At 58.4% G+C, this 26,207-nt stretch carries 14 protein-coding genes; 8 read left to right on the top strand and 6 right to left on the bottom strand.

The annotated features are described in order from the left end of the window. The gene (locus IEI95_RS04480; RefSeq protein WP_156532179.1) at positions 1–840 is read left to right on the top strand and encodes an inositol monophosphatase family protein; all 840 of its coding nucleotides are present in this window, start codon (positions 1–3) and stop codon (positions 838–840) included. Here the strand turns inward: IEI95_RS04480 and IEI95_RS04475 are convergent. From IEI95_RS04475 to IEI95_RS04455, 5 genes are read right to left on the bottom strand one after another with little or no spacing between them, the layout of a single operon-like run. Next, entirely contained in the window at positions 819–1,682 is an 864-nt protein-coding gene (locus IEI95_RS04475; protein ID WP_156532180.1) for a glycerophosphodiester phosphodiesterase, read from the bottom strand. The two genes, IEI95_RS04480 and IEI95_RS04475, sit on opposite strands and share 22 nt — an antisense overlap. Next, positions 1,675–2,757, bottom strand: coding sequence for an ABC transporter ATP-binding protein (locus IEI95_RS04470; protein ID WP_156532181.1), 1,083 nt, complete (start codon positions 2,755–2,757; stop codon positions 1,675–1,677). The genes IEI95_RS04475 and IEI95_RS04470 overlap by 8 nt, the downstream gene beginning before the upstream one ends. Positions 2,758–2,800: 43 nt before the next feature. Beyond that, positions 2,801–3,610 (bottom strand): ABC transporter permease, encoded by an 810-nt coding sequence (locus IEI95_RS04465; RefSeq protein WP_156532182.1) that lies wholly within the window; start codon positions 3,608–3,610, stop codon positions 2,801–2,803. 10 nt (positions 3,611–3,620) lie between these two features. After that, positions 3,621–4,511, bottom strand: a complete 891-nt coding sequence (locus IEI95_RS04460; protein ID WP_156537255.1) for an ABC transporter permease — start codon at positions 4,509–4,511, stop codon at positions 3,621–3,623. Next, positions 4,511–5,656 carry an extracellular solute-binding protein gene (locus tag IEI95_RS04455; protein ID WP_156532184.1) on the bottom strand — a complete coding sequence of 382 codons (1,146 nt, stop codon included), beginning with the start codon at positions 5,654–5,656 and terminating at the stop codon, positions 4,511–4,513. The genes IEI95_RS04460 and IEI95_RS04455 overlap by 1 nt, the downstream gene beginning before the upstream one ends. Positions 5,657–5,866: 210 nt before the next feature. On the opposite strand from IEI95_RS04455, the gene IEI95_RS04450 reads away from it, so the two are divergent. After that, positions 5,867–6,487, top strand: coding sequence for a nucleotidyltransferase family protein (locus IEI95_RS04450; protein ID WP_156532185.1), 621 nt, complete (start codon positions 5,867–5,869; stop codon positions 6,485–6,487). A 13-nt stretch (positions 6,488–6,500) separates the two neighbouring features. Here the strand turns inward: IEI95_RS04450 and IEI95_RS04445 are convergent, their stop codons facing one another. Continuing rightward, the gene (locus IEI95_RS04445) at positions 6,501–7,481 is read right to left on the bottom strand and encodes a mannonate dehydratase (protein WP_156532186.1); all 981 of its coding nucleotides are present in this window, start codon (positions 7,479–7,481) and stop codon (positions 6,501–6,503) included. An 815-nt stretch (positions 7,482–8,296) separates the two neighbouring features. On the opposite strand from IEI95_RS04445, the gene IEI95_RS04440 reads away from it, so the two are divergent. The 6 genes from IEI95_RS04440 (at position 8,297) to IEI95_RS04415 (ending at position 26,196) form a co-directional block, all read left to right on the top strand. Beyond that, a complete protein-coding gene (locus IEI95_RS04440) occupies positions 8,297–9,595 on the top strand; it encodes an NAD(P)/FAD-dependent oxidoreductase (RefSeq protein ID WP_194416020.1) in 1,299 nt (432 codons plus the stop codon). Between the two features lie 373 nt (positions 9,596–9,968). Next, positions 9,969–10,427, top strand: coding sequence for a DUF2269 family protein (locus IEI95_RS04435; protein WP_012653954.1), 459 nt, complete (start codon positions 9,969–9,971; stop codon positions 10,425–10,427). A 49-nt stretch (positions 10,428–10,476) separates the two neighbouring features. Further along, a complete protein-coding gene (locus IEI95_RS04430) occupies positions 10,477–10,758 on the top strand; it encodes an acyl carrier protein (RefSeq protein ID WP_012653955.1) in 282 nt (93 codons plus the stop codon). A gap of 54 nt (positions 10,759–10,812) precedes the next feature. Then, positions 10,813–11,694: a thioesterase domain-containing protein gene (locus IEI95_RS04425; RefSeq protein ID WP_158212742.1), complete on the top strand. Its 882-nt coding sequence runs from the start codon at positions 10,813–10,815 to the stop codon at positions 11,692–11,694. Between the two features lie 37 nt (positions 11,695–11,731). Next, positions 11,732–19,075: a type I polyketide synthase gene (locus tag IEI95_RS04420; RefSeq protein WP_194416018.1), complete on the top strand. Its 7,344-nt coding sequence runs from the start codon at positions 11,732–11,734 to the stop codon at positions 19,073–19,075. Beyond that, positions 19,072–26,196, top strand: coding sequence for a beta-ketoacyl synthase N-terminal-like domain-containing protein (locus IEI95_RS04415; RefSeq protein WP_194416016.1), 7,125 nt, complete (start codon positions 19,072–19,074; stop codon positions 26,194–26,196). Before IEI95_RS04420 ends, IEI95_RS04415 begins: the two co-directional genes overlap by 4 nt. The last annotated feature ends 11 nt before the right edge of the window (positions 26,197–26,207 follow it).

The following is a 26,207-nucleotide window of genomic DNA, read 5'->3' as shown; positions in this document are numbered from 1 at the left end:
ATGACCGATCTTAGCGCCCGCGACCGTCTCGCGCCTGACAGTTCTCCACGCCTGTTAGCCCTTGCCAGCATTGCTCTCGAAGCCGGAGCGCTGGCGCGTCAATCGCTGCGTCGCCGTCATGTCGACCAGATGGTGTCCAAAGGTCCGCGCGATTACCAGACGGAAATCGATGTCGCCGTCGAGCGCCTGATCGTTGCCGGTGTCTCCGAGGCCTTTCCGGACCATGCCATCCAGGGCGAGGAAGAGACCGGCAACCGTACAGGTGGCCCAGATGCACCGGTCATCTATATTGATCCCATTGACGGAACCACCAATTTTGCCTGGGGCCTGCCGCATTTCGGCATGACCATCGCCATTGCCGAACGGGGCGTGATCACCTGCGGGGTGGTTTATGACAGTATGCTCGATGAGCTTTTCAGTGCTGAAATCGGTAAGGGCGCCACTCTGAACGGCGAAAAACTACAGTGTGCTGATGTGGCCGATGTCCAGAATGTGCTGGTGGGAGCGGGCTTGCCGGTCCCCGGACAAGTGAAAAGCGTCGATGAGGAGCTCTATCACCGGGCGCTCCGCCGGTTGATGGACAATACCGCTGGCGTGCGCCGTCTTGGGTCGGCGGCGCTATCGATTGCCTATGTCGCCTGTGGGCGGCTGGATGGGTTTTTCGAGGATGGCCTGCAGGTGCATGACTATGGCGCCGCAGCCCTGATCCTGACCGAGGCCGGGGGACTGGTCACAGGCTTTGGCGGAATGCCGGTTGACGCCGGAGGTGGCATTCTTGCCGCCTCGCCAGCGTTGCATCCCTGGCTGCTCGCCGGGTTTCAGCCTGCGATGGATCGTTGACTGTCATAGAGGGCGATCAGCGCTTGAAGCCCGACCGGATCATCCGTGGTGATCTGGTCGCATTGCAGTGCCAGCAGCCGCAGGACGCGCGGTAGCGATGCCTCGTCCGCCCTGTTGATCGTATAGGCATCAATCCGTTTTCCAGCCGCATGGAAGGCGGCGACCATGTTGAAACCGCGATCCTCGGCAAACAGCACCGCCTCATGGTCGAGATAGATCATCTCGGCGTCGGGAATGGCGGCGACAGCATCGTCGATGAAGGTAACGAAGTTGCCATTTTCCATCAATCGTTCGATGGCGCCGCCATGGCAGGGATCGTAACCGAGCGGCAGGCCGGGCAGGGCCTCTGCGAGACGGGTGACGGCCTGTGCATCACCCGCCGACAGGATAACACGGTCGCGCACTGGCCCGATGGCGGCAACGAAAGCGGCGATGTCCTGCTGCGTCAAGTCGCTGACCTTTTCCTTCAGATCCAGTTGCAATACGGCACCCGCACGATGGGAAGTGCTGGCCAGAACGCGCCCGAGATCATCGATCAGCATAACCCTATGGGCACTTGGCTGTCCGTCATGGTCGCGCAGGAACAGGCTGCGCAGCTGCTCCACTGAGGCTGCACGCACCGGGCCTTGGCCGGTGGTGGCTTTGTCCAAAACCTCGTCATGCAGCACGGCCAGGCCGCCACCGGCATGACAGACAAGATCGATTTCGACGCTGGCGCCAAGCGCCATGCCCTCGGTGATCCGGTCCGGCGTGAAAGAAATATCGCCCGCCTGCTTATGGCCGCGATGCCATTTCAGCATGGTTCTGAAACCGTCACGCTCGATAAACAAGCCGTCAGACATTGGCAAAGCTCCTTAATCGCTCGGCGGTCTGGGACACACAGATCACCTTATTGTGGCGAAAAACCCGGAAAGCCCTGACCTGCAATTCGGCGCGGTCGCCTTTTTGCCAGCCGGTTCCCGGATCGGTCATGGCCTTTACCCTTGTGCCATCACCGAGTTGAAGATCGACCATGAGATGGCTGCCGAAATCGATAGCCCGGCAGACAAAGGCCGCGTCCGCCCGGTCGGTGGGCGACAAATGCAGGGCTTCCGGCCGAACGGCCAGCACAGCATCGCCATCCTCTGGATTGCTATCAGCATCGACCGCCAAGGAAAGGTCAATATGGGTGAATGCGCCCCTGCGCATTATGCCGGGAATGAAATTCATCTGGCCGATAAAGCCTGCGACGAATTCGGTTTCCGGCTCGCGGTAGACCCGGTCCGGCGGGGCGATCTGCTCGGCGCGGCCAGCCCGCATCACGACGATACGGTCGGCCAGCGCCAAAGCTTCGTCCTGACCGTGGGTAACGAACAGGGTGGTAATACCAAGCCGCTGCTGGATATCGCGCACTTCCTCGCGCAGCCGTTCGCGCAAATGCTGGTCGAGGCTGGCAAAGGGTTCATCAAGCAGCAGGATTTTCGGTTCCAGCACCAGCGAGCGGGCAAGTGCCACTCTCTGCTGCTGGCCGCCCGACAGTTGATAGGTCTGGCGCTGACCGTAATCCTTCAACCCGACCATGGCCAGCGCTGCCTCGACCCGGTCAGCGATTTCGCTTCTCGCCATGCCGCGCAGCTTCAGGCCGAAGGCGATGTTCTTGAACACATTCATATGGGTCCAGAGCGCGTGGCTTTGAAAGACCATCCCGGTCGGTCGCCGTTCCGGCGGCAGACGGGTGACATCCTGGCCGTCAATGCGGATCATGCCGCTGGTTGGTGCTTCGAAACCGCCAATCATCCGCAGCAGCGTCGATTTACCCGAACCGGATGGGCCGAGCAGGCAGACCAGCTCGCCATCCTCTACATGCAATGAAAAAGCATCGACGGCGGTCGAGCCTGGAAATTGCTTTGAAACGCGGTCAAGGGTCAGTTGGGCCATGGGTGTTCGTTTCTGTTCCGGTTACAGGCGATGAGGGGTCTGTTCAGGCGCCAAAGCCCTTGGCGAATGCGCCTGTGCCGATGGCGCGGCGGGCAAAGATCAGTGCGAGGAAAGAGGGAACCCACAGCATGACCGACAGCACCGCGCCATATTGCACCACCATCTGATTGTTGATGAAGGACACCATCAAGACAGGCATGGTGCGCACCTGTGGCGCGCCAATCAACCAGGCGCCTTCTGTTTCGTAAAACGTGCTGACGAAGGTCAGGAGCAAGGCGGCAAAGATCGTTGGCGCTGCCTGCGGCAGCGTAATCGACCAGAAAACCCGCAAGGGCCGGGCGCCCGCATCACGCGCCGCTTCTTCCATTCGCCGGTCTACATTCTGGAAGGCGGCAACCGGTATCCAGATCATCAGCATCAGCGTGCCGACCAGCTGAATCAGTGCCACGCCCCAGAAGGTGCTGATCAGATGCAGCTTCAGGAAAATCGCCGCAATGGCCACCAGCAGGCCGAATTTGGGGAAGGCATGCGAGGCAAGAAAAGACAGGAACAGCAGATTGCGGCCCGGAAATTTCATCCGGGCAAAGGCATAGGCAGCCGGAAGACAGATCACCGCCGACAGCAATGTCACCGTGGCGGTGAGGCGCAGGCTGAGAAAGAGCGCCTCCCAGACGTCGGCGCGGCCAAGCGTCAGGAACCAGAAGCGCAGGCCGAATTGCTGCGGGATCACTAATGGATAGCGCCAGACCTCGGTAAAGGCCCATGTGCCGACCACCAGCAGTGGCAGGGCGATAAACAGGGTGAGCAGGCCTGCGAAAGCAAGGCCCGTCCAGTCGATCCTACCCACTCTCATCGCAGGGGCCTCATCGTGTTCGTTCCTGATTTCTGGCAATCGAATAGACATAGAACGCGCCGAAAAACAGGCAAAAGCCGAAGCTGATCACCGCTTGCGTGGTGGCATTCAGCGGATCGTTCAGATCGGCAAACGTTCGCTGCATGAAAGGCCCCATCATTTCCGGCGAGGCCGGGCCGAGCAGATAGGGCAGGGTAAAGGCCGAAAATATTCCGAGAATGGCAAAGGAACTGGCGACTAGGAAGGAATTGGCCATGCGCGGCAGGATGATATGCAAAAATACCTGCACAGGCCTTGCACCAGCGTCGCGCGCCGCCTCGACGGCATTGTTGGAAATGGCGCTGAGACCCGCCGTCAGCATCAGCACGGTCAAAGGCAAATTGTCCCAGACCAGACCGATCACAGGTCCCCAGGGCGTCAGATAGGGCGTTGGCAGTTTCGGCAGGCCCACGGCGTGGAGCAGGATATCGACCGTTCCATTTGGACCGATGGTGCGGATCAGTGCATAGGATAGAATGATCGACGGCACGAACATCGGAAAGATCGCCAGCGCCTGAACATAAGCGGCCAGCCTGCTGGAGGAAAAGCGCAGGTAGAGCGCAATCGGCACGCCGATCAGTAGCAGCACAACGCCACAGACGGCGGTGGTCCAGAGCGTGATGCCGAGATTGCGCAGGCTGTAGGTGTCACTGAAGAAGAACCGGTAGGACGCCGCGGAAACGTGCCACCCGCCCTCCGGCGTGGTCATGACAAGCGTGCCGATCACCGCCGAGATGATCGGATAAATGATCAGCCAGGCCAAGAGCAGGATAGGAAGGGCGACCAGAAGCAGGCCAGTCAGCCCGCGTCCAGCCTTTGCCTCCCGCCCTTTATCAAGCGGCAGCGAACTGGGCGCGCTCATCAACCCCGCGCCAGGCCTGGTGCGACATTGCGGAACCAGCCGTCATTGACCGCCATTTCCCAATCGCCGCTGGGGAATGTCGGGATCGATGCGGGAATGACATCGGCATATTTCTCGCGCAGGTCCTTGGAAATATAATCCCAGGACACACCCGGAAAGCCACCGAGCTCGGTGATGATTGCCGACTGGATTTCTTCAGACAGCAAAGTATTGGCGAGCTTCAGGGCGGCATCCTTGTTGGCGCCATTGGAAAAAATCGTCATACGGGCGAAATCGCCGCAAAGCGCCAGATCCGTCAGCTGCACAAGCCGTGTGGTGTCGGGCAATACGCCCTGTGCAATCGATTGGAGCGCCTGATCGGACCAGACCGGTACCATGGTGACGACGCCTTGGGCAAGCAGCTGGATCGACTGCGAATTGCCGGAGGTATAGGCGCCCTTTTCGTAGAGAGATGGGGCCAGATCGTTGAGGATCTTCCAGCTTGGCGGCAAGGCTTTTTCCGCGGCGTCCGCCGTGTAATTGCCGACGGTGAATTTGCTCGGATCGCGGCCATTCGCTTCGTGGATGGCACGGCGGACGAAATTGCCGCCTGAACCGCCCTTGTCGGGGCGGTTGTAGATGAACTGGCCGGGATTGGCCTTGATCCAGGAAATCAGCTGTTCCCAGGTTTTCGGCGCATCCTTCGGATCGAGCTTGGTGCTGTCATAGGCCAGAAGAACCTGCGAACCGCGATAGGGCAGCGACTGCGACAGATCGATCGCCATCGGGTTGACGCGGCCAAAATTCGGGACATTCTTCTCGGAAAATGCCACCCACAGACCGGCATCGATGGAGCCGGTTGGCAGGCGCGGATTGAAGGCTTCAAACAGGTCGGCTTGCGGATCGCTGTTGGATTTCAACGCGGCGAGGGCGCGATCGCCAATCGCACGCAGACCGTTATTGTCGCCGGCATCAATCACCTTGATCGTTAGGTCACTGTTGGCCTTCTCGAAGCTTGGGCGAACGATGTTGTTCCAGAAGTCGATGATATTGGCATCGGAGCCGCTGTAGACATTGATTTCCTTGCCCGCAGCAAAGGCAAAATTCGGCATGGCGGCCAGGCCTGCGGTTGCGCAGGAAGCTAGCAGAAAGTCGCGTCTGTTCATCATCGGTCTCCGAAATGGGTCGAGATATAAAACCCCTGACATTTTAGGGCAGCGTTACCGCTGGACCGTGACAGCGACATGAAAGCTGGATGATGCTTTTGTGTCTTTTTGAACAAGGAGCTAGGTTGTCTCCTGCAAAAATTGGCCTTGCAAACGGGAGAGGCTTCTAATCATCTGTTGTTGTGGAGACAAAGCATAAAGAGTGTGCCGATGCCGGACCCGAAAACTGTCAGCACCGCGATTGTCATTCTCGCCGCCGGGCAGGCGCGCCGGATGGGCGGCAGCGCCCATAAGCTTCTGGCTCTCTTTGATGGTGTCCCACTGATCCGTCGCGTGGTGGCGATCAGCCTTGCGAGCCGGGCGGCATCCGTGACGGTTGTCACCGGACATCGTCGGGAGGAGGTCGAGGCTTGTCTTTTAGATTTGCCAGCCGCGATGAGCTTCAATGCCGGGTTTGCCGAGGGGATGGCATCCTCGTTGATCACCGGACTAAATTCTCCAGATGTGGCTGGCAAGGATGGCGTCATGGTGGTGCTCGGCGATATGCCGGGACTGACGGCATTGCATCTCGATGCGCTGATCTTAGCATTCGAAAGCGCAGATGGCCGCGCCATCATCCGTGCAGCGTCAGGTGACGTGCCGGGTAATCCGGTTATTTTACCAGAGGCGCTTCGCCCGGCATTGCTGACATTGACGGGCGATAAGGGCGCCAAGGCAATCATCGCGGCCAGCACGCTGCCGGTGATCGATGTCGATATCGGTCCGGCTGCCCTTGTCGATGTCGACACACCAGACGCCATTATGGCGGCTGGCGGAGTGTTGAACGGATAACGTTCGTATTGGCTTACGTATTTGCCGAGTTCAGACTTTCAAGCAGCGCCGCGATATAGCCGTAGCAGAAGGCGAAGGCGACCCCGGTTGGATCGCGGCCACTGATGGTGGGAACATGATCCGGCATCAGCATATATTGGTAGCCGACTTCGTGGTAGATCTTGACCGATCGCACCATGTCCATATCGCCTTCATCGGGAAAGGTTTCCATGAAGGACAGTTTGCCGCCGCTGATATTGCGGAAATGGACGTTGAAGATCTTGCCGCGCGTTCCGAACCAGCGAATGATATCGTCGATTTCCTCGCGCGGATTGTCCAGCATTTCACCAATTGATCCCTGGCAGAAATTCAGGCCGTGATAAGGGCTTTCGCGCATCTGCACGAATTTCTTCAATCCCTCCACTGTGCCAAGGACCCGGGTTACGCCCTTATAGCCAGGCGGCGTGTAGGGATCGTGCGGATGGCAGGCCAGGCGCACCTTGTTGCTTTCGGCAACCGGCACGACCCGTTCCAGGAAATAATCGATTCGCTCCCAATTTTCATCCTCCGAAAGAACGCCAGCCAGTCCCGGTGCTGCGGCCTGATCGGCCTTGTCCCAGCGGAAGCTTTCATTCATTGAGCCTCCCCGGCCTTTCTCCATCGGAGTGCGGGGAATGCCGATCAGGTTGAGATTGTATTTTGCCGCCGGAATTCCGGCCGCTGCCAGGTTCTCGATCATCTTGCAAACCGCATCGATCTGGCGGTCGCGGTCTGGGCCGGCCAACAGGATATCCGGATAGGATGCTCTTTCGATTGGGCTGGAGGGCAAGGGCAATTGCAGCATGTCCAGGATCAGGCCAAAGCTCTCGACCTTGTCGCGATGGCGCTCGATATCGGTAAGCGTCCAGCTGCGTGGATCGCCCGGCGGATCGGCGCAGATATGCTTGAGGCCCAATTGCGCAAACACCCGATAATCGTCGTCGTCTCGCGCGCCAACCTGCGTTCCTAAATACATGACGCTCCTCCTCATGCAAGTGCTGTTTATCATGACATAATATGAATTTTACAGGGTGTCGAGTTGTTTTGAGGCTTTTTCGCTTGAAGGTGCTATTGCACATTATCGCTTTTATCGAAGCTATTAGAAGTCGTTGTCCATGAAAATGGTGGTGCGAATATGGTGAAGTAGCCAGCAATCAATCATTTCATACTATGACACTTAGTTTGATATAATATGTGTTTGAGATGGTTCCGCATCGTATCGAGCATGCGAATTTGCGCGGCGCGACGGGCCTCATCATAAGCTGTCTGAATCAAATGAGATCCATGGTCGGGGTTCTCGGTTGGGGGGGCATTTTCGACGGCGGACTCAATCTCCAAAATGTGCATGGCTGAAAAGTCAAATGGTGTGGGTTGCTCTTCCAGGGCGCCAAGCGCATCCCGCTTTGATGAATGTCGAGGGCTGTGCGAGGGCGTTCGTCGCAGAGCTGTTCATCGCATCTTTTGCAGAATGTCCAGGTGGGCTGTTGCAGCTGCATCGGAAAAGCGAGTGATGCTTTGGGGCTGAAACCTTTGATATGCATGCGTGTTTTGCGCTTGCTAACAAATTCGGACGCTGCTGCGAAAAAAACAATTACCTCTGATTGCATTGATCGTTGACAGTGGGTTAAATATTGCTATCCTTCGACTGAATAACAAAGATAGTTTTTTGAGAAAACAAGTCAAAAAAATTAGTAACGTAAAATATAAACTGGTTTATGAAATTTTGAGAATAGCTCGTTCCATTCGAATATTTAAAATAAGCAAATTATTTAATTCTTATTGGAGGTAAGTGTGGCATCTGTCGCTATCATTGGTTCCGGTATTTCCGGACTGAGTGCAGCCTATTCGCTTGATAAAGACTTCGACGTTCATGTTTTCGAGCAGGACGACCGGCCTGGTGGGCATGCAAGCACAGTGGTCGTTTCTGATCCATTGGGTGATGTCGGTGTGGATACGGGCTTTATGGTGTTCAATCCGCCCAATTATCCTAAGCTTACCAAGTTTTTTGCTGAGCTGAACGTACCGCTGACCGAGCATTCCGGTGGTTTCAACTTCTTCGATGTCGATGCCGGTACCTATTACGGCACAGAGGAGTTTGAGAAGGATGAGGCTTATGTTCGGGCTAACTATGGGCCGGAATTCATTTCCGTCTGGGAGCAGGCAGATCGCCTGCTGAGGGAAGCGCCTCGCCATATCATGGAGGGCAAGTGTCAGATTCCATTGGAGGAATATCTCCGGACCTATGGTTATACTGACGACTTTATCAACGGTTACATGATCCAGATTTCCTGCTCATACTGGTCTGTCCCCGTTGAGGTTACATTGAATTCTCCCGCGGTCATGGTCATTGGCATGTTCCTCAATCATGGCAAGGATGGCCTTGGGGGGAAGGGTGTGAAGTGGCTTGCGGTCAAGGGAGGTGCCAAGGGCTATCTTGATATCCTGATTGGCGGCCTCAAGCGTCCACCAAGGTTGAATGCGGCGGTAACGTCCGTGCGTGCTCTTGCAGATGGTGTCGAGGTTCAGACCGGTGGAATCTGGGAAAAATTCGACTATGCCATTGTCGCGACCCATGCCGACCAGGCTTTGAAATTGCTCGACAATCCAAGTGTGAAGCAGCGCGAAATTCTGGGAACGTTTGAGTACAATCGTTGCAGCACAGTTCTCCATACCGATTCATCCGTGATGCCTGTGCCGCCGCACAGGTGGAAGAGCTGGAATTACGGCTGTATGACGGTCGATGGCAAAAGGCGGCCCTATCTCGTCTATCATATGAATTCAATTCAAGGGTTTAAGGCTGAGCAGGACTATTTCGTGTCGTTGGATAGTCCGCTGCCCATCGATCCTGCCAAGGTGATCAAGACTTTCGATTACGAGCATCCGGTCATTACCATCGAAAGCAGCAAAATGCAGGCACGCTTGCCTTCGATCAATGACGATGGTCCGCTGTATTTTGCAGGTTCTTACTTCTCTGTCAGGGATCTCGGGCCGGATTTCGTCGGTTTCCACGAAAGCGGCGTCTATTCCGGTACACAGGCGGCGCGCCTTGTGAAACGGCATGCCGCAGCTCCAATCGGGAAGACTGCGTAATCTATCGAGTCGTGTAGTCGATAGGCCTTCGCCTTTTTTAATCGAGGTAAGATTTTCAGCGTAAGGCGCATGCATCATCGGGTGCGCCTTGCTAGAAGTCATATATCGTCGAATGATAGGCGGCAAGTCATTTCCCTATCATAAGCTATTGATATTATGAGATATTTCTTCCCTTCGCAATAAAGCCATAACGGCATCGATCACCCTGAACCTGTTTTCAGGAATGGAAAATTGTGCCGTTAAGGTCGCTCGCCTAAGGGCCAAAACAATAGTCACGTTGCGACAGTCGAAAGCCGGCATGTAGCCGGATGTTGCAATCATTTGGGGTTTCAGGTGCTAATTTGCGTCTGTAGATGGTATTGCAGGATGGACCATGTCGGAAGTGCTCCTGTTCGTTCATGTTTTTGCCGCAACAATGTTCCTTGGTAATATTGTTGTAACAGCCGTGTGGAAACTGATTGCAGACCGAAGCAATAATCTTAATATACTAAGGTATGCAATAAAATTGGTTTTCCTGACCGATTATGTATTTACGTTCGGTGGGGCTGTACTCTTATCTGCGACGGGCGGATATATGGCTCGCAGCTACGGTATGAATTTCCTCGACACGCCGTGGTTGCTGTATGGAGTGGGCTGTTTTCTTTTGTCGGGCCTGTCCTGGATGTTGGGGCTCATTCCCAATCAGATCCGCCAGCGAAGGCTTCTCAACCAGGCATCGGATTTCGATGCGATTGCCGAGCCGTTCCGCGCCTTGGCGAAGCGTTGGTATCTCTGGGGAACCCTCGCCAATGTTTTCGCGATCTGCGCCTTGTTTTTCATGGTCACGCGGTGACGTGGCCGATTTTTAAAATGCATTTCAACGCAACAAAGGGTGACGAATAATGTCTGACGTTCAAACAAAGTTCAGCTACGCAGAAGCCAAGACCTGGCTGGTCGAAAAATTCGCCTACAAGCTTTCGGTTCCGGCATCGGAAATCGATGTGAACAAGATCTTCACCGATTTCGGCCTGGATTCTACCGAGACGCTGGTGCTTGCAGGGGAAATGGAACAGTGGCTCGGCTTCGAATTGCCGCCGACGGCCATGTGGTACCACCCGACCATCGAGAAGTTGGCCAATTATCTTGTCGAGGCCAAGGATCTCTTCGAAAAAGGCGAACTCTGAATTCCAGAAGCCAAAATCCAGCGAGGTATGGCCAGCGAGGTATGGCGAATGGAGATGCCGAAGTCTGCAAGTGAACTTGCCCACCGAGAGAATGCCGGGATGACTGTGGTTTGCGTTCATCCCGGCGGAATGCCCATCCGCAGTTACATACAGCTTGCGGAGCGAATGACAGGCTATTCCTGGCATCTGGTCGAGCTTTCTCTCAACAAGCGCTACACCTCGGCGTTGGGCAAGACCGATCTTCCCGAAGGCATTCTCGGGGAGATTGCCGATGAAGCAATCGCGGATTTGGGAGAGGTCTGGAACGCCGAGCGGCTCTGTCTGCTGGGCTGGTCCTTTGGAGGTGTGCTGGCGTGCGAGATGGCAAGCCGGCGTACAGACGGCGCTTGCGGCGCCGTCCTGCTCGACAGCATTGCACCACGCTTGTTCAATGGCGTGATGGATGGGACGCAGACAGAGCGGTTGATAACGCTCAGCCGTTCACAAGTGGTCAGGGTTCGTTGGTTCACGGACTATATGCGGGCGCTGAAGCGGGTTGCCTGGGAAGTGGCAGGCAGCGATGCCCATCGCCTGGCGGAAGACGATCTAATCGAGCTGATGCGTCTCCAGTTGATTGCCAATGGCGGCCTGCCGGAAACCACCAGCTTCGTCGGGTTCTCCAAGGTTTACCGGGAGTTTTCGAAAGGAATGAACCGTAACATCGCGGTTATCCTTGCTCACAAGCCGCAATCCTACGGGTTTCCCGTGCATCTGGTTCGGTCTGATTACCCATTATACGAAATATTTCATCTGCATGAAGACATGGGGTGGGGGCAGTTGGCGCCCAATCTCACAGTCTCGAATCTGCCGCTGGGCCATTACGAAATGTTGCTGGAGCAGCAGGCCCTGGATCACATTTCAACACATATTGAAAATATATCGCACCGTTTGATTTGAAATATATTGACGAAAACCTTTTGGAAGGGGCCGAATAATGGACGGGTTCTCGCAGCGCGTATACGATGTCTTTTCTCCTATCGCAATTGTTGGCGTAGGAGCTTTGTTTCCGGAAGCAAAAAATGCTGATGAATACTGGAACAATATTGTCAAAGGCAAGGATTGCCTGAAGGATGTGCCGGAGACCCATTGGAAAATCTCCGATTATTACGATCCAAATCCTTCAACGCCTGACAAAACCTATGCGCGCCGGGGCGGCTTCATTCCTGAAACGGCCTTCAACCCCGTCGAGTTCGGTCTGCCGCCGTCTCAGCTTGATGTCACTGACATTCTGCAGATCCTCAGCCTCAGCGTTGCCAAGCAGACATTTCTGGATGCGGGTTACGAACATGCCAAATTGAACCGCGAAAAGACCGGCGTGGTGCTCGGCATTACCGGCGCCAATTCGCTGGTGACGCCGCTAACCTCGCGCCTGCAATATCCGCTATGGCAGAAGGTTTTGGAGAGCCGGGGTCTTCCCAAGGCCCAGGTTGACGATATCGTCGAGACGCTGAAGCTTGCCTACGCGCCTTGGGAGGAAAACTCCTTCCCCGGCATGCTGGGCAATGTCGTCGCCGGACGCATCGCCAACCGCTTCGACCTTGGCGGTATCAATTGCACGGTGGATGCGGCCTGCGCCAGTTCGCTGGCGGCCATGCGCATGGCCATCGATGAGCTGCATAGCGGTCGCGCCGACATGATGCTGACTGGCGGCTGCGATGCCGAAAACACCATCCTGATGTATATGTGCTTTTCCAAGACACCCGCCTTCAGCAAGAAGGGGGTGATTTCGCCGTTCGATGAGAATTCCGACGGCACGTTGATCGGCGAAGGCATCGGTATGATGCTGCTGAAGCGGCTGGAAGATGCCGAACGCGATGGCGACCAGGTTTATGCCGTCATCAAGGGGCTCGGTTCGGCCAGCGATGGCAAGTTCAAGAGCATTTACGCACCGCGCGCCGCCGGACAGGTCAAGGCGCTGCAACGTGCCTATCAGCAGGCGGGCATCTCTCCCCATGATGTTGATCTTTGGGAAGCCCATGGCACCGGCACGGCGGTTGGCGATGCGACCGAAGTGGATGGCCTGAAGACCTTCCTGAAAAGCTGGGACAATGATGGGTCTTCTTCGCCCATAGCACTCGGCTCGGTCAAATCGCAGATCGGCCATACCAAGGCAGCAGCGGGTGCGGCTTCCGCCATCAAGGCAGCGCTTGCCTTGCAGCACGGCGTCCTGCCCCCAACCATCAATGTTAACAGACCCGATCCCAAGCTGGGTCTGGACGAGACGGCGCTCTATCTGAATTCCACGGCGCGTCCATGGTTCCGCGATCCCAAGACCGCCAAGCGCCGGGTTGGCGTCAGCGCCTTCGGCTTTGGTGGTACGAATTTCCATCTGGTCCTTGAGGAAGCACCACAGACCGCAAAGGCACCGAAGCTGCGCAGCGTCCTGCCGCGACCCATTGTCGTCGCAGCCCCCACTGTGGCTGCTTTGCGCAAGCGTTGTGAGGAGCTTCTCACCGCCACAGGCGAGGGTGCCTGGCCTTTCGAGGTTTCAATCCCCGCAAACCATCCGCGTCTGGGCCTGGTTGCCGCCGACGACGTCAGCCGCCGCGCTTTGTTGAGTGAAGCGATCCAATTGCTCGACAGCCGTCCGGCCACAGCCGAATGGCGTCATCCAAAGGGCATCACTTTCCGCCCCAGTGCATTTGAAAACGCTAAGCTGGCCGGCTTGTTTGCCGGGCAGGGGTCGCAGCATCCCAATATGGGCCGGATGGCAGCGGTTGCCATTCCGGCGCTCGGCGATTTCGTCGGTGCTGCCGATACCTTGTTTGCCAAGGACGGTGCCCAGCCCCTCAGCCAGGTCATGTATCCGATCCCGGCCTTTGATGATGCGGATCGCAAGGCCCAGGAACAGGCATTGCGCCGCACGCAATATGCCCAGACAGCAATCGGCGCACTGTCGGCAGGCCATTATCGCTGGCTGCAAAATCTCGGCCTCAAGCTGGAAGCCGTGGCTGGCCACAGCTTCGGCGAATTGACAGCGCTTTGGGCTTCCGGGGCCTTGAGCGATGCCGATTTCTCAAGCCTGGCCAAGGCGCGTGGCGATGCCATGGCTGCTGTAACCGGCGACGGCGCTGGCACGATGACGGCGGTGAAGGCCGGTCGTGAGCAGTTGGAAAGCCTGATTGCCGCCACCAAGGGCAGCGTTCATTTCTGCAATCTGAATACGCCGAAGCAGACTGTAGTTGGCGGAGCGGTTGAGGCTATCGAGAAATTCGAGGCCGACCTTAAGGCTGCCTCAGTCGACTTTGTCCGGTTGAATGTTGCCGGGGCATTTCACACGCCGCAGGTCGAAGGTGCCGTCACGGCATTTGCCGAGCGGATCGACCAGACCAGTTTTGCCGTGCCGCAGATCCCGGTTTATGCCAATCGCAATGGCAAGCCTTATGCTGCATCGGCTGCCGATGTCGCGGCCCAGCTCAAGGGGCAATTGCGCGAGCCTGTCGAATTCATCAAGATTATCGAGCAGATGTATGCCGATGGCATCCGGGTGTTCATCGAGTTCGGCCCGCGCTCGACGCTGTCGAAAATGACCGCCGATATTCTCGGCGACCGGCCTCACCTGGCAATTGCGCTTGACCATGGTCAGCCGGACAAGGCGGATGCCGGTCTGATCGAAGCGGTGGTGGATCTGGCGGTTGCCGGTATTGCACTTGAAAGCCCGGTCGGGACCGAAGGCCTTATCGAGGCTCCGGCCAAGAAGGGTGAGATCAATCTGAATGGCATGAATTACGTGTCACCGTCCCGCAAGGAGGCCTTTGCTAAGGCGCTGGCCAATCCAGTCGTCGTTGCCCCCAAACCGGTTCCCACGCCGCCACAGCCTGTCGCCGCAAAGCCTCTGGCTGCTGCCCCCGCGCCTGTCCGGTCGGAACCAGCAAAGCCAGTCGCTGCAAATGTCGCGTTCGGCGTTCCGGCACCAGCCCCGGCACCTTCAATAAAAGCGGCATCCGTGGAAAAGCCGTCCGAGCCATTGGCACCCAAACAAGCCGTTGCCCTGACGGCGCCTGCCTCCAGATCGTCATTTGCGGAGAAATCCATGTCCATCCTGAAGAATGAATCCTCGTCCGAGCCAGCTGTGGCTCTCGGTGGTGGCGATATCGTCGCTGAATTGGCGCGGTCCAATGGCGAATTGCATCGCGAATATCTCAAATTCGAGCAAAGCGCCCTGCAAGCCCTGGTGCACAATGCAGGCGAGTTGAGCGCTGCCCATGTCGATATGCTCTGCGAGATCCACGAGGAAACCAACCTCACCCACCGTGAATTCATGCGCAGCCTGCCCAGCCTGTTCCTTGGTCAGGGCGAATTGCCAGCCGCCCGCGTCAGGACGGTCGAGCATGAGCCTGCAAGGCATGAACCCGTCAAACGGATGATTGAAACCGCCGTCGCCCATGCCGCACCTGTTGCCGCAGCCAAACCGGCGGTCACAGCCAAGGCATTTGAGCCGGTCGCCACTCCGGTTCAGCCCCCAGCCGCCAAACCGGTTTCCGCAGCCCCACCCGCTCCGGTCCCTGCAAAGCCTGTTGCCGCGCCGGTTGCACAAGCCGCGGCTCCTGCTGCTGCATCCGCTGCGCCAGCGGCGGTTGTCCGCGACACCTTGTTGGCTGTCGTCAGCGAAAAGACCGGCTATCCGGCAGAAGTCATCGACCTCGACATGGATCTCGAAGCCGATCTCGGTATCGACTCGATTAAGCGCGTCGAAATCCTCGGCTCTCTGAAAGAGCGCCTGCCGCAAATGGCGGAGCTTTCCCCTGATCGTATGGGTGAGCTGCGCACGCTGGCCCAAATTCTCGAACTGGCAGGCTCTGCGTCCCCGGCGCTTCAAGCCTCTGCCACTCCGGCCGCGCAGCACGCCGCTGCGTCCATCGTCGCCCCGACACCAGCGGCATTCGCCCCGGCTGTCGCGGCCGGAGCCATCCGGGAAACCTTGCTGGCAGTTGTCAGTGAAAAGACCGGTTATCCCGCTGATGTCATTGATCTCGAAATGGATCTCGAAGCCGATCTCGGTATCGACTCGATCAAGCGCGTCGAAATCCTTGGGTCGCTGAAAGAGCGCCTGCCGCAAATGGCGGAGCTTTCTCCTGATCGCATGGGTGAGCTGCGCACGCTGGCCCAAATCCTGGAACTGGCCGGTTCCGTCGCTCCTGCTCCGGTCGCACAGCCCGCCGCCGTCTCTATCGCTACTCCCGTATCGGCGGCGACCTCTCCTGCTGTTGCGGCCGGAGCCGTGCGGGAAGCCCTGCTGTCTGTCGTCAGCGAAAAGACCGGTTATCCCGCCGATGTCATCGACCTCGACATGGACCTCGAAGCAGATCTTGGCATCGACTCGATCAAGCGTGTGGAAATCCTCGGCTCGCTGAAAGAACGCCTGCCGCAAATGGCCGAACTTTCGCCTGACCGCATGGGTGAATTGCGCACGCTGGCCCAAATTCTGGCACTGGCCACTGAGGGTGCTGTCGCTGATGCGCCTGCTGCCTCCGTGGCGGCACCCGTAGCAGTCCCGGCGCTTGCTCCGACACAGACAGTTGTTCCTGAAACTGCCGGGTTGCCCGCTGGCGCTGTCCGCGAAGCACTTCTCGCCGTCGTCAGTGAAAAGACCGGTTATCCAACCGATGTCATCGATCTGGATATGGACCTCGAAGCTGATCTCGGCATCGACTCGATCAAGCGCGTGGAAATTCTCGGCGCCTTGAAAGAACGCCTACCGCAAATGGCGGAGCTTTCGCCGGATCGTATGGGTGAATTGCGCACCTTGGCCCAAATTCTGACCCTTGCTGAAGGTGAGGCTTCAAACGCTGGGGAACCCCAGCAGAAAGAGGCAGCTCTCGCTTCTTTTAAGGATGGTGACGATCTGATCGGGCGCGGTGTCGTCACCCTTTTGCCAGCTCCGCTCGATCTGGTGACGCAACAGGCTTTTCAGAAGGGGGCAAAATTTCTACTGACCGGTACCGATGATGCCCTGATCCTTGCCCTTCAGAAGGGGTTGAAAAGCAAGGGTATCGAGGCTGTCTGGCTGCGGTTCGAAGGCAAGGTTTCCTCTAAGGCTGGTCCGCAATTGGCGGCTGGCAAGGACGAGGCCGAGCTGAAACAGCAATTCGAAGCTCAGGGTCCTTGGGATGGGGTGATCTATGTTCATCCCAAGACAATCGACAACGCGCTTCCCGGCGCTGAAAGCGACGCATCGGTCCTCTGGCTGAAACGGGCCTTGCTGCTTGCCAAGCTGTCGATCACGCCGCTCACGGCGCGGGCTTCCCAGGGTCGCACGGTGTTCATGACGCTGTCGCGGATGGATGGAGCCCTCGGCTACCGGGATGGCAGCCTTGCAACGGTGGCATCCGGTGCCTTGTCCGGCCTGGTCAAGACTTATGCCGCCGAAGCACCGCATATCTTTGCCCGCGCCGTCGATATCGCGCCGCAGATCGAAGATGCCGCTGCTGCCGATCTGCTGGTGCAGGAAGTTTTCGATGCCCGCCACAGCATCACCGAAATCGGTCTTGACGGGCAGGGGCGCTGGAAGCCTTCCATTGAGGCGATTTCCTCCAGCGATGCCGTGACGGTCGCCGATCCCGATGAATTGTTCATCGTCACCGGTGGTGCGCGGGGTGTGACAGCCGATTGCGTGCTGGCCTTAGCCTCTGCCGCTCCTCGTCGCTTCCTCCTGCTCGGTCGCTCCGCCCTTGAAGCCGAACCGGCCTGGGCTGCGGGTCTCGAAACCGACGCGCAATTGAAGGGTGCAGCTCTTGCCGCACTGCGCGAAGGGAAAGCGCCTGTAACACCGAAGCTGATCGATCAGACAGTGCGTGGGGTTCTGGCGGGCCGTGAAATCCGCCAGTTGCTGGCCGCACTGGAAAAGCTCGGTAGCCATGCCAGCTATCTGTCGCTCGATATTTCCTCTCCGGCGATTTCCAGCCTTGGCGATCACCCCGAAATTCAGAAGGCGGCGAAAATCAGCCTTGTGCATGGGGCTGGCGCGCTTGCCGATGCGGCAATCGCTCAGAAGAAAATCAGCGAAATGGACCGTGTCTTCACGCCGAAAATTTTCGGTCTGGCCGGTCTGATCAAGGCGCTGACGGGCAAGCCCTTCCACCGCGTCCTGCTGTTTTCCTCGGTTGCCGGTCTGTTTGGCAATCCAGGTCAGGCCGATTACGCCATGGCCAATGAAATGCTCAACCGTTTCGCCGCCAGCCAATCGGTGAAGGGCGTCGATGTCAGGGCGATCAATTGGGGTCCGTGGCTTGGCGGCATGGTCACACCGGAAATCCGCGATATCTTCATGAAACGCGGCGTTCCGATCATCCCACGCGATATCGGTGGCCAGTTCTTTGCCCGGGAAACCGCCATGCCTCTGCCCGCAACCGGCGCGGTACTGGTGGGTGGGTTGAAGCCGATCAATGCCCGCTTCGTCCCCTTTGCCGAATTGCCACAGGCACCAAGGCGACTGGCGCTCAGCGGCCACGACTGGACGAAGTCCTTGCTGTTGGCCGATCATCAGATCAAGGGACGTCCCGTCGTCCCCGCCGCCTTCGTGCTTGGCCTGGTTGCGGATGGATTGGAAAGCCTGCTTCCAGGCTGGACATTCTCGGGCTTCGATCAGTTCAACGTGTTGAACGGCCTTGTCATCAACAAGGATTGGCGCGGTGATTTCGAGCTGTCGCTCAGCGCACTCCGCGCCGAGACGGAAGAAACCATCCGGCTGGATGTGATGTTGGCCGATGGGTCTGGTCGCCCACGCTACAAGGCGGACAATATCCTGCTGCGCAAGGCCGCTTTCATGCCGCCACAGCCGGGCAAAGCTCTGCCTTCGCTGGAACCCTCGACGCCTGCCAATGGCTTTTATTCTGATGGCACGTTGTTCCATGGCGAGAGCCTGCAAATGCTCAAGACCTACAGGAAGCTGGAGGCTGCGAGCTACCTGTTCCGCATCGCCCAGCCAGCGGCCATCCATAGTGCGGCACTGAATGGATTTGCAGACAGCACATTGCTGGATGCGGTCTCCGTCGATGCGGTCCTGCAAGCAGCGCTGGCCGCGACGCGGCTGGAAGCCGATAGCCCAAGCCTGCCAATGCGGCTTGGATCGGCGACGCTGACGAGCCGGCCGGAGCCGGGATCAGATTGGCTGATTGCCGCTCGCCTCAAGGCTAGCCGCGCCCAGGAGCTGGATTGGGAACTGACCGGCTACGACCTTGATGGCCGCTTGCAGATGCAATTGGTGGCCACCACGGTCAAGCGTGACGAGGCACCGTCTGGCGCGCAGGGATCGAAATCCGTCGAGGCCGTCAAATGAGCCGCATCGCGATCACCGCCCTGTCGCTCTGCTTTCCGGGTGCCAACGACCTGGATAGTTACTGGCGCAACCTCCTTGCAAAAAATGACTCCCGCTCGACGGGCGGGGTCAAGGACTTCCGGATCGACCCTTTCTATCTGAGGGATAGTCAGGAGGATGTTGATCAGGTTCGCTGGCTCCGCGGCGGCTTCGTCGATCTGGACGAGGTGACCAAGGGCCTCGCAGATGAAGGCGGCGACGGCCTCGATCTGCCCTGGCAATTGGCCCGGCGGGTTGCCGAAGAAGCCTTGCAGACCAGCAGGCTTGGCGAGCGGGTCGATCTTGGCCGGGTTGGCATGGTGCTTGGTAATTATACCTTTCCGACCTTCGCCTCCAATAATGCCGTTGTCCCGGTTTGGGAGCGGGAAATAGCCGCAGGGCTGGAAGACGGTCTCGGGCTTTCGCCCGGGACGTTGGTGGACACGTCCTTGACGGCACCGCCTGCCGAGCATGGGGTGCTCAGCGCCGATGGCATCTATGCGGTTACACGAGGCTTGAGCCTCGGCGGCCCCAGCTTCAGCCTTGATGCTGCGTGTTCTTCTTCCCTTTACGCCATCGAACTTGCATCCAGTTATCTGCGAAGCGGACATGCGGATGCCATGCTGGCGGGAGGCGTCTGCCTGCCGGACCCCTGGCTGATCCATGTGTCCTTCGGCGATCTCGGCGCTTTTCCCAACAATGGCGTCAGCCAGCCCTTCGACAGCACGTCGGATGGTATCGTCACGGGTCAGGGCGCCAGCGTTGTCGTACTGCGGCGGTTGGAAGATGCGCTGCGCGACAATGACGTGATCCTTGCGGTCATTGAAAGTGTCGGTCTGTCTAATGACGGCACCGGTCAGCATATGCTTGTCCCCAATGCCGATGGCCAGCGGTTGGCCTATCAGCGCGCCTATGCCCGCACCGGCGTGCAGCCTGAAGAGATCGATTACGTTGAATGCCATGCCACCGGCACCCCGCTTGGCGACCGCACAGAGCTGACATCGCTGCAACGCTTTTTCGGTGCGGATAAGCAGCATTTCCCGCTGATCGGTTCGGTCAAGGCCAATGTCGGCCATCTTCTGACTGTGGCGGGCATGAGCAGTTTGGCCAAGGTTATCCTGGCCATGCAGGAAGGTACTATTCCGGCGACGCCCGGCATTGGAAAACTGCAAAAAAGCATGGACGCGCCGGGCATGGAGCAGCAACTGGTGGTCGAAAACCAGAGCTGGCCGACACCGGCTGGCAAGCGTCATGCGGCCATTTCCGCCTTCGGCTTTGGCGGCACCAATGCGCATATGATCGTCTCCGATGACCGGACGTTCTCAGGGCAACGGTCGCAGGGAGATAATGGCGCTACAAAAACCCTCCAACCGCCGCCGCTGGAAATCCGGGGCATGGCCGCCCATTACGGCAATGCCGCCAGCCTTCAGGCCTTTGAAGCGGCGTCTTTCGGCGGGGAACCCGTCTGGGCCGAACCGTCCAATCGTCGCTGGCGTGGCGCTACGGTAACTGCCGATGCGCCGCCTCAGGCTGCCATCAATGCCTATGATATCGATTTTCTGCGCAACCGCATTCCGCCAGCGGAAACCGAAGCCTTCAACGCCCAGCAGGGACTGGTGCTGAAGGTGGCCAATGAGGCGCTGTCCGATGCTGGCTATGGCCATATCGGCGAAAAGCGCTCCGCTCGCCCGGTAGCTGTGCTGGTGGTGCTGGAACTGGACCTGAGCGCCCATCTGCGCCGTGGCCGCACGCTGGTGCCGGATTGGATTGACCAGGCGCTGGCGGGCCAAGGTCTTCACCTCAGTGAGGATGAACGCCAAGGCCTGATCGATGCCTGCAAACGCGCTGTTCTGGGGCCGCTGCGCTCCACGGAAATCACCAGTTATATCGGCAATATCTGCGCCAGCCGCATTGCCTCGCAATGGAATTTCACCGGTCCGGTCTTCACCCTGTCTGCCGGTATGCTGGGCGTTGCCTATGCTATTGAACAGGCCGGGTTGATGATTGCCGATGGCAAGGCGGAAGCAGCGCTGATCGTCGCGGTTGATCTTAATGCCGGGCTGGAAGCCTATGCGCTGGAACAAGCCGCGACCCCTGTCGCGAACGCACAACCCGCCAAATCCTTAGGCGATGGTGCAGGCGCAATCCTGCTTGCTCCCGCCGGTTTGGGCGCAAGTGCTGCACCCTATGCGGTTCTCGATCACATCTCCATCCGTCATGTGGGCAACGGTGAGGACGGTGCCGTCGCGGTGGCGCTGGCGACCATCGCCGATGGTCATCGTCTCGATCTGATGGACATGGCTGGGCAGATCGGCGGCGATGGTGTGGAACTGGCGGCGGTTGCCACCCATGCTCCCGGCGCCGTTGTCTGCGGTGTTGAACATTTGAGCGGCCATTGCAAGGTTGCCCAGCCGATGGCGGCCTTGATCCGGGCGGCGCTATGCCTGTCGGGCCGCTATCTTCCGGCCACGCCCCCGGCCTGGCTGAATGCGGAGACGAGCCAGCCTTTGGCGGTTGCCATCGAACAGGCCGGACTTGGACTTCTGGCCGAAAGCGTGCCGTGGACGCGCCAGGAGCGGAGCCGTCCGCTTGTCGCGGGCGTGGGTGCCGCTGGACCATTCGGCAGCTACGCCGCCTTCCGTCTCAGCGAAGCGGTGGTGGAAACCCTGCGCCAGCCGGAAGCCGATTACCCACCCTTCCTGCCGGTCGGAGCCGAGAACCGGGGAGCCCTGGTGGGTGTTCTTGCTACGGTCATCGCGGCACTTGAACAGGGAACGCCATGGCAGGCATTGCAAACCGAAGCCTTGGCCAATCTTCGTGAAAGGCCCAGTGCACGGGTGTTGGTCCTGTCCGGTCGAGACCCGGCGCAATTGCTGACCGAAGCGCGTCAGGCGCAGAAATTCCTTGGTGAAGGCCAAGGGGTGGAGTTCCAGACACCAGCGGGCAGCTATTTTACCGACCGGCCCCAGGGCGCAGAGGGCAAGATCGCCTTCATGTATCCCGGCGGTTTCAACAGCTATCCGCATCTGGGACGCACATTGCTGCGTCGTTACCCGGACAGCCTGCGCGCTTTCGAGCAATTTGTTGATGATCCGGCGGCAACCCTCTGCCATGACCAGCTCTATCCGCGCCATAAGCCCGGGCAGGACGCGACTGTGCGGTTGATGCAGACCGAAGCCGGGATGCAGCAGGATATCGCGGCGATGATGAAAACCGGCGTCGGTTTCGCCCTGATGTATACCGCCTTGCTGCGGGACCAGTTCGGTGTGCAGGCCCATGGTGCGCTTGGCTATTCCATGGGCGAAGTCAGCATGCTGTTTGCCAATGGCATCTGGCCGATAGACCAGCATGGCTTGCGCAACGACCTGCCACTGTTCGAAACTTCGATTGGCGGTCCCCGTCAGGCGGTGCGTGACACCTTCGGTATCGGACCTGAGGTCCGCGACAATCAGGTCTGGTCGAGTTATGTGCTGCTTGCTCCGGTGGAGACGGTGCGCGACGCGATTGCCCCCCGTGCCGATGTGTTCATCACCCATGTCAATGGTCCCAAGGAAGTGGTGATTGCCGGTCTGCCCGCAGCCGTGACGGCTGTGGTCAAACAATTGGACGGCTATTCCGCCTATCGCAGCCCGGTCTCGCATGTCCTGCATGTGCCTTTGCTGCAACGGGTGGCGCATCAGATTTCCGCCCTGCACGATCATCCAACCACCGCACCACCGGACAATCTGCATCTTTATACCACCTCGACCTATGGGCGGATGACGGATTTCAGCCGTGAAGGCCTGTCGCGGACCATTACCGATGTGATGTGCTCCGAGGTGGATTTCGTGCGGCTGGTCGATATGGCCTATGACGATGGCTACCGGATCTTCATCGAATGCGGACCTTCGGCCACATGCAGTCGCTGGGTGAATTCGTGCCTTGCGGGGCGGGATTATCTGTCGATCAATCTCAACCAGCGTGGTGCCGACGATGGGCGCAGCCTGCTTGCGGCTCTGGCCCGGCTGGTTTCTCACGGTGTCAGGGTCGATCTTACCAGCCTGGTGCCTGGGGTGAAGGCCGAGCGCTCCAAAACAGTCATCAGCCTGCAACCGGGTGGCGCCGCTCTGCGCGCAACTGCTAGTGAAACGGTCAGGCCGCTGGAAACCAAACCCGTTGTGGCGCTGCCATTCACGCCCAGCGCTGTGGCAAGGTCTATTGCTTGGGGACCGACGGCAGCCTTCATCCTCGAAGGCACCAGCTTGGTTCAAGAATTGCTGGATGACAACACCCAAGACGACGACACCCAAGACGAAATCCAGCCGGACGATCAGCCAGCAAGACCAAATCCCGGTCTTCCATCTCTTTCCCCGAAACCTGTCGAAGCGGATCAACCATTCATGGCCAAGAATATTACCATCAGCCAGGATAAGTCTCAGCGGATCGCCCAGGCTGTCGAAGCCTTTTTGCAGCGCCAGCGCCTCGGCCATCAAACGTTCCTGCAAACCCAATCCGACCTCGTGCAGATCTGGCGCGAGCATGCCGGAAATGGGGCACATGGAAATGGGGCACATGGGGTACGGCCAGTTCAGCGTAGCCTGTCCCATCCGGCAACCATTGATGCCGCGCCTGCGGTATTGGAGATCGAGGCACCTCAGCCTGTCGCCCTTGCGCCTGCACCCGTTGCGCCGACGCTAGCACCTGTTGCCGTGGCCTCCGTGTTGCCTGCCAGCGCCCGTGAAAAGCAGGAAAAGGGCTGGTTTCTGGACGAACAGGATCTGTTGACCTTTGCCAGCGGCAAGGTTGCCGATGCCTTGGGCGCGCAATTTGCGCCAATTGATGATTATCCGGTTCGGGTTCGTCTGCCAGCGCCACCTTATTTCTTCGTGTCGCGCGTCACCAAGGTCGATGCCACGTTCGGGGAATATAAGCCTTGCTCGCTGACAACAGAATATGATGTTCCAGCCGATGCCTGGTATCTGATCGACGGCCAGATGCCTCCCGGCATCGCGGTGGAATCCGGCCAGTCGGATTTGTTGCTGGTTGCGTTGCTGGGCATTGATTTCAAGAACAAGGGTGTTCGCAAATACCGGCTTCTGGATGGGCGGTTGAGCTTTTACGGTCGTCTGCCGCAGGCAGGCAGCACGCTGCGCTTCGACATCACCATCGACCGGTTCGTCTGGCAGGGCGATGGCCTGCTGTTCTTCTTCCGCTATGACGGCTATGTCGATGGTGAGCTGGCCCTGCAATTGCACAGCGGTTGCGCCGGTTTCTTCACCGAGGACGAGTTGAATGCCGGTGGCGGCGTTGTCATCAAACAGCCTCCCGCAGCCCCGCTCACCCTTGTCAAACCCCTTCTGCCACGGGTGCGCGACACGCTGGAAAAATCCGATCTGGTGGCGCTGTCTGAGGGGCGGATCGGCGAGATCTTTGGCCCCGGTTCGCAGCATCCGGAAAGCGGCAGCTCCATTCGCCTGCCGCCCGAAATGCTGCTGATGATCGACCGCTTGACCGATATCGGCTCCTGGCAGGGCGAGCATTATGTCATGGAGGCCGAAAAGAGCTTTGACGCCGATGGCTGGTATTATACCTCGCATTTTGTTGATGATCCGGTCCTACCGGGCTCGCTGATTGCCGAAGGCGCAACCCAGTTGCTCAAGGTCTATCTGATCGCCAATGGCATGCATCAATGCTTTGCCGATGGTGTGTTTGAGCCGGTCACCCACCGCGAAATGCAGATTACCGTCCGTGGCCAGATCACTCCTGACGTGAAAAAGGTCCACTACAAGCTGTTCATTCAGGAAAGCGCCCTGCTGCCGCGCCCCTATGTGATTGCCGATGTGCTGATCTATGACGAGCATGGCAAGCCGCTGGTGCGGGTGTCCAATCTCGGCTTGCAGGTCATTGAAAAGCCCGGCGTCTCGGTTGAGCCGCGCTTTGGCGATCCGACCTGGTTCAGCGGACGCAAGACCAAGGGCGGTGAGAAGGTCGTGCTCAATGAAATGAGCATGCACCACGCTGCCAAGGGTGAATTGCGCATTGGTCTCGGCCCGGAATTCAACATTTACGGCGAGGAATTGCGCGCCCCGCATATTCCCAATGGTTGCTTCCAGTTTGTCGATCGCTGCCTGGAAACCACAGGCACGCGCGGCCAGCTGGTCCCCGGTGCCGTGATGGATACCGAATATGATGCCGCTGCCGACAGCTGGTATTTCCAGGAAAACAGCCATCCGCATATCCCGAATTTCGTGGTGCTGGAATCGGCGCTTCAGGCCGCCATTCTCAATGGCTATGCGCTGGGGCCAACCCTGAAATATCCCGATAAGGAATATTCGATCCGCAATCTGGATGGCACGGCGGTCTATCTTTCCGACCCGGATGTGCGCGGCACGACGATCCGCCACAGCCAGAAACTGCTCAGCAATGCCATGGTGACGGATTCGATCCTGCAAAACTTCGACTTCAACCTGAAGGTTGATGGCCAGCCTTTCTATCAGGGCCAGTCTTCTTTCGGCTACTTCACCAAGCGGGCGCTGGAAAACCAGCTTGGCCTTGACCAGGGCAAGCTCAGCAGGTTCTGGCTGGAGGACAACAGCGCGAAAGCCGAGGAGTTCGATCTTCTGAACCCGGCCTCCGCCCATCTGTTCGCCGGCACAGCGGACAAGCCCCATTGGCGCTTGCCGCCCGGCCATCGGTTCCGGCTGCTGCATCAGGCCAGCCTGGTGCGCGAGGGCGGAAAGTTCGGCCTTGGCTACGTCAAGGGTGAGCGGACGATTGATGCTGGCGAATGGTATTTCACCAACCATTTCCACCGCGATCCGGTCATGCCCGGCTCGCTTGGATTGGAGGCCATCCTGCAAGCCATGCAGCTCTTTGCCATCCAAACAGGTTTGGACGCGGGGATTGCCAATCCACGCTTCGGCATCGCGGTCGGCGTGCCGGTCAACTGGCGCTATCGCGGCCAATTGCTGCGCACTGACAAGCGCATGGGCCTCGAAGTGCATATCAAGGAAATCCGCCGGGAAGGCGAAGGCCTGGTGGTGATTGCCGATACCGATTTGTTCAATGACCGGCTGCGTATCTATGAAGCGCTGTCGATGAGCATTTCCATCAAACCGGCTTAATCCAAGGAGGA

The sequence above is a fragment of the Agrobacterium vitis genome, assembly GCF_014926405.1.
Classification (GTDB): domain Bacteria; phylum Pseudomonadota; class Alphaproteobacteria; order Rhizobiales; family Rhizobiaceae; genus Allorhizobium; species Allorhizobium vitis_H.
The sequence above is the reverse complement of the archived record's forward strand: the minus strand, read 5'-3'. Positions and strand labels throughout refer to the sequence as shown.

Coding starts and splice junctions, on each gene's coding strand:
- IEI95_RS04470 (WP_156532181.1), bottom strand. CDS start 2,757: ATGGCCCAACTGACCCTTGACCGCGTTTCAAAGCAATTTCCAGGCTCG.
- IEI95_RS04480 (WP_156532179.1), top strand. CDS start 1: ATGACCGATCTTAGCGCCCGCGACCGTCTCGCGCCTGACAGTTCTCCA.
- IEI95_RS04465 (WP_156532182.1), bottom strand. CDS start 3,610: ATGAGAGTGGGTAGGATCGACTGGACGGGCCTTGCTTTCGCAGGCCTG.
- IEI95_RS04445 (WP_156532186.1), bottom strand. CDS start 7,481: ATGTATTTAGGAACGCAGGTTGGCGCGCGAGACGACGACGATTATCGG.
- IEI95_RS04425 (WP_158212742.1), top strand. CDS start 10,813: ATGCCGAAGTCTGCAAGTGAACTTGCCCACCGAGAGAATGCCGGGATG.
- IEI95_RS04435 (WP_012653954.1), top strand. CDS start 9,969: ATGTCGGAAGTGCTCCTGTTCGTTCATGTTTTTGCCGCAACAATGTTC.
- IEI95_RS04455 (WP_156532184.1), bottom strand. CDS start 5,656: ATGAACAGACGCGACTTTCTGCTAGCTTCCTGCGCAACCGCAGGCCTG.
- IEI95_RS04450 (WP_156532185.1), top strand. CDS start 5,867: ATGCCGGACCCGAAAACTGTCAGCACCGCGATTGTCATTCTCGCCGCC.
- IEI95_RS04475 (WP_156532180.1), bottom strand. CDS start 1,682: ATGTCTGACGGCTTGTTTATCGAGCGTGACGGTTTCAGAACCATGCTG.
- IEI95_RS04430 (WP_012653955.1), top strand. CDS start 10,477: ATGTCTGACGTTCAAACAAAGTTCAGCTACGCAGAAGCCAAGACCTGG.
- IEI95_RS04415 (WP_194416016.1), top strand. CDS start 19,072: ATGAGCCGCATCGCGATCACCGCCCTGTCGCTCTGCTTTCCGGGTGCC.
- IEI95_RS04460 (WP_156537255.1), bottom strand. CDS start 4,511: ATGAGCGCGCCCAGTTCGCTGCCGCTTGATAAAGGGCGGGAGGCAAAG.
- IEI95_RS04420 (WP_194416018.1), top strand. CDS start 11,732: ATGGACGGGTTCTCGCAGCGCGTATACGATGTCTTTTCTCCTATCGCA.